Origin of the sequence: Paenibacillus terrae (genome assembly GCF_000943545.1) — a bacterium.
GTDB classification, from domain to species: domain Bacteria; phylum Bacillota; class Bacilli; order Paenibacillales; family Paenibacillaceae; genus Paenibacillus; species Paenibacillus terrae_A.
In genome coordinates, this window is the sequence record NZ_JTHP01000002.1 from 188,248 (window position 1) to 202,244 (window position 13,997).

The following is a 13,997-nucleotide window of genomic DNA, read 5'->3' on the forward strand; positions in this document are numbered from 1 at the left end:
TCTTTTCTGCTTTTACCGTTGGCAGGTGTCATATATACTGTTGATATATGAATGCGCTTACTTATCTTAACTTGTAAAGGAAGAAGCACATGACGGAAACGAACGACGACAAATATGTCATTGGGGAACAACAATTCTCCATTCATCACATCTACCGTACCGGATTCACAGTTATGCCAAAACCTCATGTCCACGATAGCTACGAGCTGTACTATTTACTACGAGGCGAACGCATCTACTTTATGAACGGTAAAGTATACATCGCCCGCAAGGGTGATCTGATATTTATCCTCCCTCATGATTTGCACTCTACCGCCAGTTCACAATTGGAGGAAACGGAGCGCATTTTGATTCATTTTTCACCGACTTTCCTTCCACAGCAGGATCGTGACATTCTTAACCTGCCGCCGTATCAGCAATCTGCACTACTGCGCCTACCGGTTAGAGAGCAGATCGATGTTGAACGCTTGTTCCTGCAAATGAATACCGAATGCCGAAATCAGCAACCCCTGCATGACCGTTGCGTACAGCATTTACTGCTGGAATTGCTCATCCTGGTGCACCGATCGGAAGCGGTTGAACGAAGTGAGCCTGTTTCCTCTCATCCGATGCATCAGAAAATAACGGAAATTTCCTCTTTTATTCAGGACCATTACCCTGAACCATTAACCCTTGAACAGGTGGCTGCCTACTACTTCATTAGTCCAGCCTACCTAAGCCGCATCTTTCCAAAATTGACCGGCTTTCATTTCAGCGAATACATCCGCGTGGTGAGGGTCAGGGCAGCCCAAACGAGACTGCGAACCACCAAAGACAAAATTCAGCATATTGCAGAGGATGTCGGATTCGGCCATGCTTCCCATTTTAATAAAATCTTCAAAAAAATAACCGGGCTCTCCCCTCTTCAGTACCGCAAGCAGATTCGTTAGATATTCAGTGTAAAGAATCTGCAGTAAATTTTATACAACTGCTCTTGTCTTGTTTTTCCATTTTTATATCCGCTTGCTCTTTCATGGAACTGAAGACAAACCGCTTTGGATTAAGTAAAATACACAACAAAAAAACCATACTTCGCTGCAATACATGCAACGAAGTATGGCCTATTACATAGTCATTCTACATCTTTAGGATTCTATGAACTGATTTTCACATTTAATTTACTGCAATGCTTTGATATCCTGAATCAGCATTTCAACATTGTCTTTCTTCGTAGCCCAACTGGTACAAAATCGAACGGCACTATGTGCAGCATCAACTTTTTCCCAAAAGGAAAAAGTATATTTTTCGTTCAATGCTTTTAAGATACGATCTGGTAAAATCGGGAACTGTTGATTCGTTGTAGAATGATATAGAAATTGAACTCCTTGTTTCGTTAACGAAGTTTGAATCAACATGGCCATATCTACAGCGTGCTTGGAAATCTCATAGTATAAACCATTTTCAAATAAAGCTTCAAACTGTATACCCAACATTCGTCCCTTCGCCAGCAGCCCCCCTTTTTGCTTGATCATGTATCGAAAATCTTTTTTCAAAGCATCATTGATAATGACTACTGCTTCTCCCATCAGCGCTCCAATTTTTGTACCGCCGATATAAAATACATCACACAGCTTTGCTATATCTGCTAAAGATGCATCGTTGTCCACTGCAACCAGGCCATACCCTAAGCGAGCGCCGTCGATAAACAAGGGTAAGCCACATTCCCGGCAGACTTGACTTAACGCTTCCAGCTCGGATTTAGTATAAAGCGTACCATTCTCGGTAGGCTGAGAAATATAAACCATACCAGGCTGTACCATATGCTCAAAAGTGCCATCATTCCAGTGAGCGTCATGCAGCTCTTTTACCTGTTCGGCCCGGATTTTCCCATCATCACTTGGCAAAGGAAGTACTTTATGTCCAGTAGCTTCAATCGCACCGGTCTCATGTACAGCAATATGTCCAGAATTTGCAGCAATAACACCTTGATGCGGACGCAAAATAGAAGAGATCACCGTTGTATTGGTCTGTGTACCTCCAACTAAAAAGTGTACGTCCGCATTTTCGGAGTCACATGCTTTTTTAATATAAGCTCTGGCTTTTTCACAGTGCTCGTCCACACCATAGCCTGGGGTTTGTTCATCATTCGTCTCCAATAGTCGCTTTAATATACGCTCATGGGCACCTTCGGTATAGTCGCATTCAAATCTAATCATTTTGTATTCTCTCCAATTTCTCTAGTTTGTTCTGAATGAACACCATAGAAGTATGTAATTCTTTAATCTCTTCTTCTGATAGACCTTGAACTAATTTTATGACTTGTTCGTCAGATCTTTCATCCAGTTGGTGATAAAACGCTTTTCCTTTAGGCGTCAAACGAATCAGATTTGTTCTATTATCCACCGAAGAATTTTCCTTAACAAGGAAGCCCTCTTTGCAAAGTTTAGCAATGATTCTACTCATATAACTGCGATCAATTTTAAGAGAATCGACTAACGTATTGGCTATACATGGCTCGATCATACCGATCTCTACAATGACCCGTGCCTCGGTAAAGGAATACCCGCTATCCAGCACATGTCTATCTAATAATCCAAGTATATTGGTATAAAATCGATTGAAATGTCTCATATCTGCGATGACCTTAGCATCTATATTGATTTATAACTCCCCCTATTTAGTGGACTTATGCAACAATTATATTAATGATTTTCGTGGACTCTGTCAACGAAATATGATGCAATTCAGTTTATTAATTAGCCCATAAAATAAAAAACAGTCCCGATCAAAAATGCTCATCAGGACTGTTGGGCGTAGCTATGGTAACTGATCTTCCCATTAAAAGCTATCATCATTTCGATATAAAAGCTTAATACTTACGGGCTTCTGCACACTGCCTACTTCATTTTCTTCCTTCATCACCTGCCACTGCCTGCCAATCAGCCCTTGCAAGGTATCAATTTCGATAGGATCAAGGTGCAGACCCTTCAACATGATTCCATCCTGCTCATAATCCTGATCTATGGTTCGATCAAAACGAAAATAAAGCAGCCTTTTCAGCCCATTGATGTGTAAAAACTTAAATTCATAACCGCTGCGGATCGCTTCTTCCCACTCGTCCCCTATGTCTTCTGCCGTTTGACAACGTTCATTGAAATCCATTGTTTTTTCTTTAACTTTGCCGAGCAAAGGAGAAAATTCCTGTTTTTTGATACACTCAATGATGACGTCTTTCGGTTCACCACTTGTACGTAAGTTCTCGATCAGAAAGGCCACTGGCATCGACAATTGCACTTTACTCATCGGAGTCAACTCCTTTACTCAAGTAGGAATTAAACCAGGACACCACTTGCTCAAAGTTATCTACACGAAGAGATGGTTTACCGCTCTTCAGCAAAGAATGATTGGACCCGGGATAGCGAATGAGGCGTGTTGTTTTGCCCAGCCGCTTCAGTGCTGTATATAACTCATCCCCTTGTCCAACCGGGCAACGCAGGTCTTCCTCGCCGTGTAAAATCAGCAGCGGAGTTTCGATGTTATTTACATGTGCCAGTGGGGACTTGGACCAGAGCAGCTCAGGATCTTCCCACGGGTTAGTCCCAACGATACCCTCCGTGTAGGAAATACCGATATCACTCAAACCATAGAAGGATAGCCAATTGGAGATGCATCGCTGCGTAACGGCGGCGCGGAATCGGTTCGTGTGAGAAATGATCCAGTTGGTCATCAAGCCTCCATAGCTGCCGCCAGCCACGCCGAGCCGGGTTTCGTCTATATAATCAAACTGGTTCAGCGCAAAGTCCAAGGCGTTCAGTACATCCTGATAATCTCCTCCTCCAAAGTCTCCCCGACAGGCTTGTGCAAAATCCTGTCCATAACCGAAGCTGCCGCGTGGATTGGTCATCAGCACGGCATACCCCTGTGCAAGGAGCGTCTGTATCTCATGGCTATATGTGCTGGTATACATCGCATGGGGTCCCCCATGAATTTGTAAAATCAAAGGAACCCGTTCTCCAGGGCCCAGTCCAGTCGGTTTGAAGATCCATCCTTGTACCTTGAATCCATCCGAAGCCTCGAACCAAAAAGACTCCGGTACACTCACCTGCAAGGAGGCCATGTAATCGTCGTTATGGCGTGTGAGCCGCTTCTCTTCCCCTGTCTCCAGATTCATTTGATACAGCTCTCCAGGCCGGTCCGCATCAAGTGCAGCGAAAACCAGATAGCGACCATCAGCAGATAGCGTGTACTGATAGATATCTCTATCACTTCCGGCAGTTACTGCTTGAACACTGCCGTCCATTGTGAATCGGTATATGTGAACAGCACCCTGCAGCGTCCCGATCACATACATTTCTGGCTTCATCCTCGCAGGAGCATATACCGGAGATGGAGACGGACCAAAGGATTTCATATCACTTAAGGCGAAGTTGCCGATTTGCATATCCAATTCAGGAAATAATAGCTGCGGGGCTCCCCCCATAACAGGCACGGTATACAGTCGATTCTGGCTACCACTGCCATAAATGCGATCGCTGGCGATCAGAGTCAATGATTTACCGTCCGGGGCATACGAAAATTGGCTAATCGCCAAGCTGGAATCCGTAACTTTCACCAGATGACTGCCGTCGCAATCGATCGTATACACATCCGAAAACGAAAGCAGGTCTGCATCCAGCTTGTCGTCTTCTACACGTTTGGACAAAAATGAAATTCGCTTGCTATCTATGGACCATACAGGGTAAGCAGCATTCCAAGGCCCGGAGGTGACTGGAGTTACCCGGCCGTTTTCAAGCTCCAGAACAAATAAATGACTAAATAGACCGTTCCACCAGCCCGATCCCTCAGCTTTGGGAGTGGTGCGATCCACGATACGCCCCCGCTCACCAGACTGCTTGCTATATTCCTCAAGCGCCAAGACTTCCCGCTCGGCGTTTATACTAACCATACTTGTAAATACAATATACTTCCCGTCCGGCGACCAGACGAATGTACCCACTCCACGTTTCACCTCGGTCAGTCGCTGTCCCTCTCTACCATCCGCTGGAACCATCCATAGCTGCTTGCTTCCATTCACCATACGTAAAAAGACAAGCTGTGATCCATCGGGTGACCAAGCAGGAGCTGAATCCTTATTGCCATCGGTCAACGGCTTATCGTCAGCCCCAAGAAGCGATACGACACGGATGTGCGTATGGTAGTCATTCTTTGAACGATCTATGCTTTTGTGGACGTAGGCAATCGTTCCATCGGAACTTACTGCCGGATCACTGATCCACTGATATCCGTATAAATCCTCCGGTACAATTGATCGTTTATTCATGAGTAGCCCCCTTGTCCGGTTAACTCCTACTTCCAAAGCTTATCTATTCGTGAGCCATCTGCTTATGCAGGGGAAAATGGCAGGCCACAATATGCCCTAGAGTATGCTCTTCGAGCAATGGTCCCTGTTGGCGGCATATTTCTTGTGCGTATGGGCAACGCGTGTGAAAAGCACAGCCCGAGGGCGGATTGGCAGGATTGGGGATTTCACCCGACAATGTTATCCGTTCTTTACGTAACCTCGGATCTGGAACAGGCACTGCATCAAGCAATGCTTTGGTATACGGATGCTGTGGCTGTGCAAACAACTCATCACGATCTGCAAGCTCCACGATTTTTCCCAAGTACATCACCGCGATGCGATCGCTAATATGCTTGACGGAGGGCAGACCGTGAGCGATAAAAATGTAGGTAAGTTGGAACTGCTGCTGAAGCTCTTTTAACAAATTCAAAATCTGAGCCTGAATCGACACATCCAGCGCAGATACAGGTTCATCGCAAACAATGAGCTTCGGTTTCATGGCAAGCGCTCTCGCTATGCCGATCCGCTGCCGCTGTCCACCACTGAATTCATGGGGATGCCGATCTGCTAAATGAGCACCTAATCCTACCGTCTGCAACAGTCGAAAAACTTCAGCTTTAAGCTCTTTCCCTTTAGCAATCCCGTGTACCCGAAGCGGTTCGGCGACGATATCAAAGACCTTCATCCTCGGATTTAAAGAAGAGTACGGATCTTGAAATACAAACTGTAAATCTCGTCTGACTTTGCGGACTTCTTCGTCGGTTAAATCAGACAGGCTTTGCCCTTGAAAACGAATTTCGCCTGCCGTGGGTTCCAGCAGTTGTGTAATCATTTGTCCCGTTGTTGATTTGCCGCAACCCGATTCACCTACAATACCTAAGGTTTCGCCAGGCATCACCTTAAAACTCAATCCATCAACCGCCCGTACATAACCGCTTTTTTGGGAAAACCAACCCTTTTTCATAGGATAATATTTTTTAAGCCCATTCACTTCGAGAAGCGGTATTCCCTGTGCTGTCTCATTCATACTGACACCTCCTCCATCCGCAAACATCTGACATAGTGTCCTTGATCCTTGGCTTGTATTTCAGGATGAATCTTGGTGCACTGTTCCTGGGCATAAGGACAGCGGGGATGAAATGGACAGCCGCTCGGCATCTGCATCATATTAGGAACGGTACCGGGAATGGAATCCAGCCATTCTCTCTGTTCAGTAAGCTTGGGGAGTGATCCTAGCAAACCAATCGTATAAGGATGACCAGGCTTTTCAAACAAATCAAATACGTCCGCTTCCTCGACCACTTCCCCGGCATACATCACGACCACCCGATCGGCCATTTCCGCGACGACACCTAAATCGTGGGTAATGAGAATGATGCCTGTGTTCTCTTCCTTGCTTAGCTTGTGGATTAAATTCAAAATTTGAGCCTGAATCGTAACGTCCAGTGCCGTCGTCGGTTCATCAGCGATCAGCAGTTTAGGCTGACAGGCCAAGGCCATGGCGATCATCACCCGCTGACGCATTCCTCCAGACAGCTGATGCGGAAAGTAACTTACCACTTTCGATGCACCAGGTATGCCTACCCTCTCCAGCATCTCAATACTTTTCTGCCGTGCCTCCGATTTGCTCAGCTTCTGGTGCTGCCGGATGACCTCACTGATTTGGTTACCAATCGTAAATACCGGATTCAGCGAACTCATCGGCTCCTGAAAAATCATGGATACCTCGTTCCCCCGATATTTTCGCATTTCCCCCTTGGACAGTTTGAGTAAGTCTCGGCCTTCAAGCAGAATCTCCCCACCCACGACTTTACCCGGCGCAGCCACTAGACCCATAATAGACAAGGAGGTTACACTTTTACCGGAACCGGACTCGCCAACAATAGCTACCGTTTCGCCTGGATTCACAGTGAAGCTGACACCGTTGACCGAAGGAACGATGCCATCCTCCGTTTTAAAGTAGGTTTTCAAATGGTTCACTTCAAGCAATTTCGTGGTCATCTTTTCCGATCCCCCGCTTTCTGTTATTCTTTCGCTTTCATATGGGGATCTAACACGTCTCGAAGCCAGTCACCGAGGAAAATGACGCCCAGGACCGTGATGGTAATCGCCAGACCGGGAAACGTTGCCACCCACCAGCTCGTGGCTACATACTGTCTCCCATCGCTCAGCATGCCACCCCAGGACACTGCTGGCGGTGTGATCCCTAATCCGAGAAAACTAAGAGAAGCTTCCATAATAATCGTTGTCGCCACGCTCATACCGGAAATTACAATGAACGAAGACAAGACGTTGGGTAAAATGTGCTTCAACAGAATCCTGCTATTTTTTGAACCAATCGCTTTGGCTGCTTTAACGAAGTCCCGTTCCTTGATACTCAATACCTCGCCCCGGACCACCCTTGTATAAGAAACCCAATTCGTAACGCCAATAACAAAAATAAGTGTAGTCATGCCAGGCCCTACCACGGCCAGGACGACCAGCATCAGCAGAATAGCCGGAATGGCCAAAAAGGCATCGGCAACTCTCATAATGATGGCATCCACCCATTTACCATAAAACCCGGCGAGGAGTCCGAGAATCGCGCCAATAGTGCCTGAGACCAGAACTGCACCGACACCGACGATAAGCGAAACTCTCGCCCCGTATACGATCCGGCTCCACATATCCCGTCCCAGGTTATCTGTACCCAGCCAATGCTCCGGCAATCCACCTGCCAGCCACATGGGTGGCTTCAGACGATTAAGCGGGTCAATATCCGCAGGATTGTGACTGGCCAGCAGAGGGGCACATAGTGCCGTTAAGCAAACGAGCAGTATGATTATTGCACCGACCGTTCCGGTTTTACTTCGTAACAGCTGCTTCCATATACGCCTGATACTAGACGGTTGTGCTTGCTTTTTGCCATCCAGGTCTGGGTCTGGACCAAGGGCTTGTACATCATGAATACCTGCCACACTTCCTCCTCCCCTCTCTAGTTGTATTTAATTCTTGGATCAAGCAGTCGGTAAACGACATCGGTTAAAATATTGCTGATGACCACAATAAAGGCAATCACAAATACAGCAGCCTGAACGATAGCCATGTCGTGTGTATTCACAGCGACGACAAGTAGCTGCCCCAAACCCGGCCAAGCAAATACTGTCTCTGTAATCAGTGTACCGCCGATCAAGCTCGTAAATTGCAAGCTCATAATCGTGACGACCGGAATCAATCCATTGCGAAAAGCGTGTTTTCCGATCACCACGATTTCGAGAATCCCTTTACTTCGGGCTGTTCGTATATAGTCCTGATTCAAAATGTCCAGCATACTGGAGCGAATGAGTCGAGTCATCTGTGCAGAAAGACCGACACCCAGTGTAAAGGCCGGAAGTATCAAATGCTCCATCCCGCCCCGACCGGACACCGGAAGCATCCCCAGCATGACGGAGAATAACAATATGAGCATAATCCCCATCCAAAAGTTAGGCATGGCCTTTCCGACTACGGATAAACTGGAAATGATTAAATCGGTAAAGGTATTACGTTTAACTGCTGAGATGACGCCCAACGGCACTGCGATGATAACCGCAAAAAACATGGCGGCTACTGCTAATTCAAAACTGGCAGGCAGCCGTTCCAGCACTAATGGCAAAGCCGATTCACCATAGCGAAACGAGGTGCCAAAATCGCCTTGTAAGGCACTGCCAATAAATTTAATGTATTGTGCATATAATGGCTGATCCAGCCCAAGCGCCTGTGTCAGTACTGCACGGTCCTCGGCTGTAGCGGTCTCCGGCAGCATCAGCGCTACAGGGTCCCCGGTTACCCTCACCAGGATGAATACAATCAGAGAGACAATCAGCAGTACAGGAATCACCTGCAGCAGCGATTTGGCGATATAAGTTTTCAATCCGTCACCTCCATAACCAGCAGGCTTTTTTTAAAAGGACGGGCAGGAACCTGCATTGAGGTCCCCGCCCGTTCACTTCTCTTTTTATTTTGCAGGTGTAATATCCTCTGCATAGAACATCTCATCACTTCTCGGTTGGAAATTCACACCGTTACCAGTGCCATAGATCCCTTCCATTTGGAAAAGATAGACGGCCGGACGATCTTCCGCCAATATCTGCTGCACTTGCTGGTACTCTTTTTCACGCGAAGCTGTATCCAGATTCGTCAGGGCATGCTGCAACAGCTTCTCTACCTTCGGATTGTTATAATCCGTTTCGCCTTTAGCCTCTTCTAGCAGGTAGCGATTATAGTTATTGGAAGCATCAAACAGGGAATTACCAATGCCGATCATAAACATTTCTTTGAAGGATTTGGAGCTGTAACGCTCACTGAAAGCACTTGGCTCCAGCACGTCCAATTTAATTTTGAAGCCTTCTTTATTTAACATGGCGGCTACGACCTCAGCATACTCCTTGTATATTGAGGATACTGAAAGAGTTAATGCTGGGCCTTCACCAGTGTAACCGGCCTGCTTCAGCAGTTCTTTGGCTTTAGTCGGATCATATAATGTTTTCTCATACAAGGAAGGATCGGCACCAAAGTTGCCTGGTGTAACGGAAGTACGAGTTACAATCCCTGCACCGCCTGCGATGCTGTCCACGATTCCCTTTTTATCAATCGCAAGATCTATCGCCTCTCTCACTTTAGAATCAGCCGTAACACTGCCCTGACTTTGACGTAAAATCAATTGCAGAACACGCTGAATCGGAGCCTTGACAATTTTTTTGCCGTCTTCGCCTTGAATACGTTCTATATCGGTGGAAGGGATTCCGGAAGCAATGTCAATCGAGCCTGCGAGCAGTTCAGATACACGCGTAGAGGCTTCCGGGATGGAGCGAAAAACAACTTGATCCCATTTCGGCTGACCTTCATAGTACTTATCGTTTTTAACCAGTACTACACGATCATCCTTAATCCATTGACTAAACTTATAAGGGCCTGTACCGATTGGATTTTTAAGGAATGCCTCTATCCCATTTTTCTCAATATACTTGGAAGGTAAGATCCCAGCTCCCATTTTGGATAAACGATTGAGCAGCAGCGGATCTGGCCCGTCGGTTATGATGTCTGCTGTATGTTCATCCACCACTTTCACTTCTTTAATATTTTTAAAGTAGGAATTTTGTTTGAGCGTGTTATCCTTTGCAACTCTTTCTATCGTATACTTCACATCTTCCGCCGTGAATGGATCACCGTTATGGAAGGTAACCCCTTCGCGCAAGTGAAAACGCCACGTTGTATCATTTACCTTTTCCCAAGAAGTTGCGAGTCCAGGGACTTTCTTCTGCTGACTATCATTTTTCAACAAGTAGTCAAATACGTTAACCAGAACGGCTTCACTCGCAGTGTTGTTATTGTTATGAGGATCAAAGCTCTCAATATCCGTAGCATTCGCTATCGTCAGTACTTTACTGCCGGTCGATGTCGATGTTGCGGTGTCTTTACTACCGCCTGTGGATGGGGCACCGCAGCCTGCCAGGATCATCACAGCAATCAGTAACGTAATCCCGCTTGTAAACCACTTATGTCTATTCATCTTGTCCACTCCAGTCCATTGAGGTTGTATATTGCCACACAGCTGCTTCTGAGCGTCTCAAACCCGATTTTTATTTTGTCTTCAAAAAATTCAGCGCTATGGCCGACATCATGGCTACTCCATAAGGCAGTACCGATTCATCCAAATCAAACTTGGGATGATGCAATGGATAGCTTGTATCTTCATCTCCTCTCCCCGAGCCCAACCGGAAGAAAACACCGGGTACCTGCTCACAATAAAAAGCGAAATCTTCCCCGCCTGTTGACGGTTTGATGTAGTTCCACTCCTTGGAGCCAAACAGCTGCTCACTGGTTTCGGTCATTAAATCAACCATATCCGGGTCGTTCTGAACAACCGGGTAGCCAAGCTGGTAATTCAACTCATATCCGGCTCCGAACGATTCACACGCTCCACGGACTACCTGTTCGATCAGTTCAGGCATCCGACTGCGCAATTCTGCCGACAAAGTTCGCACGGTGCCAATCATCTCGACTTCCGGTGCAATGGCTGCCCCCATGTAGCCACCACTAATTTTTCCGATCGTAATGACAATGGTCTCAAGCGGATCAACCAGACGGCTTGGTATATTTTGCAGGGCAGAAATAACCTGTGCGGACACGGCAATCGCGTCTATTCCTTCATGCGGACGGGCAGCATGACCGCCTTTGCCTATAATCTTAATCGTTAAGCTATCTGCGGAGGCAAAAGCTACCCCTTTGCTGACCCCAAGCGTTCCTGTCTTTAGACCCGGGAACATATGTAGTCCTGCCATCGCATCTACTTTTGGATTTTCCAACACACCATCATCAATCATAGCCTTGGCCCCGGCCAAACCTTCTTCTGCTGGTTGAAAGACAAATTTGATATTTCCTCTTTCAGGCCGTTCCAGCTTCGTAAGTAACTGCGCGGCTCCCATCAGTATTGCGGTATGGGCATCATGCCCACATAAATGTGCCTTTCCCTGAATCTGTGACCGATAGGGAACCGTTTTTTCATCCTGAATCGGTAAAGCATCCATATCTGCCCTTAGACCGATTGTAGGACCCGGGCTTTTTCCTCGTAACAGACCTACAACCCCGGTTTTACCTACATTTGTTATCACTTCCAGCCCAAGTTCACGTAAGTGTTCAGCCACAATTCCCGATGTACGAACCTCTTCATAACCCGTTTCAGGATGGCGATGAAAGTCTCTGCGCCAAGCAATCAGCTGATCTTGAAGCGGTCTGGATAATGCTAAAAGTTCATTTATATTCATTTTTATCATCCCCGCTCGAATCATCTTATTTTTTCTGTATAGTACCGACTAGCCTTTTGCAACCAGTCTTGCATAAATGGCATCTGCGGAATGTCCGATATGGTGCCTCATCACTTCCCGCGACTTCTCAGCATCCCGTGCCCGAAGTGCACTCAGAATTTCCGTATGGACGTCGTAGTTCACCGTCCGAATCTGATCGTCATAGGGCATGAGATCTAGCGATGGGTTAATTTTGGTCCGAATCTGCCTCACAGCGGCTTCACAAAATGGGTTGCCCGATGCCTTGGCAATGGCTAAATGAAACTTTACATCCAAGGCCCGAAACCATTCTCGAGTACAGTCTGCTTCAATGCTTTGATCCAGATAATGCTGAAGCAAGTCCAGTTCATCTGTGGTGATCCGCGCAGCCGCTAAAAAAGCACCCTCAGGTTCCACAATCATCCGATATTCAAAGACCTTCAACATATGCTCCCAATCTTTTGCGATTTCTGCTCGGGTACGTTTATGAGAGTTTGCTGTCACGGGAAGAACAAAGGTCCCTCCCTTGGCACCTACTCTCTTCTCAATGAGTCCCTTGGACTCCAATTGGGATAGCGCCTCACGGACTGTAATTCTGCTGGCATTAAATATCTCTGCGAGTTCCCGTTCTGTTGGTAGCTGCTCCTCACTAAGCAACTCTTTTAGAATAATAGCCTCTTCCAACTGCTCTCTAATAAAATCACTCACTTTTTTAGCTGATACTTTCTCAAAGCGCAGAGGAGATTGGATTATCATACGAACACTCCGATCCATAAATCTTTAAGGTCTAAACCTTATACCTTTTTCGAGAACAAAAAAATAATCTGTTGTTATCATAATGCCTAGTAAACCTATATGCAATACTTTTTTTCTAATATTAATGAATGATTTTGTAATAAATATAAAGAAGCAGCCCCTTTATAGAGCTGCTTCTTTAAAGTTTTACATTTTTGCGGGATGACAAAGGCTAAAAATTCTACTCCCAATCTTTGACCGGTTATCTACAATCAAAATCTAAAGGTTCTAGTTGTCAACCGAGCTATACCTCTGAGTATTGAAGTCACGCTGACGCTTTTCAATATCCTCTCTTAAATACGTGCTGGCATCGTCTGCTGAAATATTCAAAACATACTTTAGCTCGCTTTCCAGCATCTCTCGTGCCAAGCTTAAAATAGACCTGTCATGAGAATTCAGTTTGAGATTGTAGCCTTTGGCACAAATCATATCCCTGATTATGCCAAAATGGTCATGAAGACACCCCGACTCGATCCTGGCTTGCAGAACGATACGACGTTCAGACGTGTTAAAGGGCAGTCGAGCATATTCTCCAAAAAATAGAGCCCTTGAACTCAGTATGGAATCTACATTGGACAACGGACGAATGCCCTTTTGTTGTGCTCTCTGTTTGGGAATTAACATGTGCAGTTCTTGTTTTGGAAAATACAAGCTATAACAACTCAATAGATCTTGTAAGTCACTTTTCTCCTCCCCAGTCTCCATGGAGCAGACGCCATACATTGGATAAAAAAGAAGTTTTCCAGACGGTACCATACAAAAACCTCCATTCACTTCAAAGCTTAGTGTCCATCAAAATGTACACCTTCATATTCCTGATCCTTGTATTGATACACTATATACCTCCAGCATTAGTAGATGTTTGAACTTTTTTTTAATATACCACATGCCTGTCAAGTACCTGCCTAAAATCGAACAAAAGTCAAGACTCTTTTTTATAAATTACTTGAACACGTCATCCCCTACTCAACCAGTGGTCCTTTTCCAAAAAAAATGATATGGCTCTCCTTTCTTTTTTCTTCCTCTTTACATTTTGATTACATAAAACTATCTCTCCCTTCATATACGAATACTAATAT

13 protein-coding genes are annotated in these 13,997 nt (G+C 45.8%); 1 reads left to right on the forward strand and 12 read right to left on the reverse strand.

Annotated elements, in window-relative coordinates; genetic code table 11:
* The first annotated feature begins 89 nt into the window (after nucleotides 1–89).
* Nucleotides 90–929 carry a helix-turn-helix domain-containing protein gene (locus QD47_RS02200; RefSeq protein ID WP_044644584.1) on the forward strand — a complete coding sequence of 280 codons (840 nt, stop codon included), beginning with the start codon at nucleotides 90–92 and terminating at the stop codon, nucleotides 927–929.
* Nucleotides 930–1,157: 228 nt separating this feature from the next.
* On the opposite strand, the gene QD47_RS02205 is transcribed toward QD47_RS02200, so the two are convergent.
* The 12 genes from QD47_RS02205 to QD47_RS02260 all read right to left on the reverse strand — a co-directional run bounded on the left by QD47_RS02205 (nucleotide 1,158) and on the right by QD47_RS02260 (nucleotide 13,674).
* Complete coding sequence (locus QD47_RS02205; protein ID WP_044644585.1) at nucleotides 1,158–2,195, reverse strand: threonine aldolase family protein; 1,038 nt, start codon at nucleotides 2,193–2,195, stop codon at nucleotides 1,158–1,160.
* A complete protein-coding gene (locus QD47_RS02210) occupies nucleotides 2,188–2,610 on the reverse strand; it encodes a MarR family winged helix-turn-helix transcriptional regulator (protein WP_044644586.1) in 423 nt (140 codons plus the stop codon). The genes QD47_RS02205 and QD47_RS02210 overlap by 8 nt, the downstream gene beginning before the upstream one ends.
* Before the next feature lie 207 nt (nucleotides 2,611–2,817).
* Nucleotides 2,818–3,282: a hypothetical protein gene (locus QD47_RS02215; protein WP_044644587.1), complete on the reverse strand. Its 465-nt coding sequence runs from the start codon at nucleotides 3,280–3,282 to the stop codon at nucleotides 2,818–2,820.
* Nucleotides 3,275–5,299 (reverse strand): S9 family peptidase, encoded by a 2,025-nt coding sequence (locus QD47_RS02220; RefSeq protein ID WP_044644588.1) that lies wholly within the window; start codon nucleotides 5,297–5,299, stop codon nucleotides 3,275–3,277. Before QD47_RS02220 ends, QD47_RS02215 begins: the two co-directional genes overlap by 8 nt.
* Nucleotides 5,300–5,342: 43 nt before the next feature.
* Nucleotides 5,343–6,347, reverse strand: coding sequence for an ABC transporter ATP-binding protein (locus QD47_RS02225; RefSeq protein WP_044644589.1), 1,005 nt, complete (start codon nucleotides 6,345–6,347; stop codon nucleotides 5,343–5,345).
* Complete coding sequence (locus tag QD47_RS02230) at nucleotides 6,344–7,321, reverse strand: ABC transporter ATP-binding protein (protein WP_044644590.1); 978 nt, start codon at nucleotides 7,319–7,321, stop codon at nucleotides 6,344–6,346. The genes QD47_RS02225 and QD47_RS02230 overlap by 4 nt, the downstream gene beginning before the upstream one ends.
* Before the next feature lie 23 nt (nucleotides 7,322–7,344).
* Nucleotides 7,345–8,277 (reverse strand): ABC transporter permease, encoded by a 933-nt coding sequence (locus tag QD47_RS02235; protein ID WP_044644591.1) that lies wholly within the window; start codon nucleotides 8,275–8,277, stop codon nucleotides 7,345–7,347.
* A 17-nt stretch (nucleotides 8,278–8,294) separates the two neighbouring features.
* Nucleotides 8,295–9,212: an ABC transporter permease gene (locus tag QD47_RS02240; protein ID WP_044644592.1), complete on the reverse strand. Its 918-nt coding sequence runs from the start codon at nucleotides 9,210–9,212 to the stop codon at nucleotides 8,295–8,297.
* A gap of 84 nt (nucleotides 9,213–9,296) precedes the next feature.
* The gene (locus tag QD47_RS02245) at nucleotides 9,297–10,850 is read right to left on the reverse strand and encodes an ABC transporter substrate-binding protein (protein WP_044644593.1); all 1,554 of its coding nucleotides are present in this window, start codon (nucleotides 10,848–10,850) and stop codon (nucleotides 9,297–9,299) included.
* A 70-nt stretch (nucleotides 10,851–10,920) separates the two neighbouring features.
* Complete coding sequence (locus QD47_RS02250) at nucleotides 10,921–12,105, reverse strand: M20 metallopeptidase family protein (protein WP_044644594.1); 1,185 nt, start codon at nucleotides 12,103–12,105, stop codon at nucleotides 10,921–10,923.
* A 48-nt stretch (nucleotides 12,106–12,153) separates the two neighbouring features.
* The gene (locus QD47_RS02255) at nucleotides 12,154–12,879 is read right to left on the reverse strand and encodes a FadR/GntR family transcriptional regulator (protein WP_044644595.1); all 726 of its coding nucleotides are present in this window, start codon (nucleotides 12,877–12,879) and stop codon (nucleotides 12,154–12,156) included.
* A 267-nt stretch (nucleotides 12,880–13,146) separates the two neighbouring features.
* Nucleotides 13,147–13,674 carry a hypothetical protein gene (locus tag QD47_RS02260; protein ID WP_044644596.1) on the reverse strand — a complete coding sequence of 176 codons (528 nt, stop codon included), beginning with the start codon at nucleotides 13,672–13,674 and terminating at the stop codon, nucleotides 13,147–13,149.
* Between the last annotated feature and the right edge of the window lie 323 nt (nucleotides 13,675–13,997).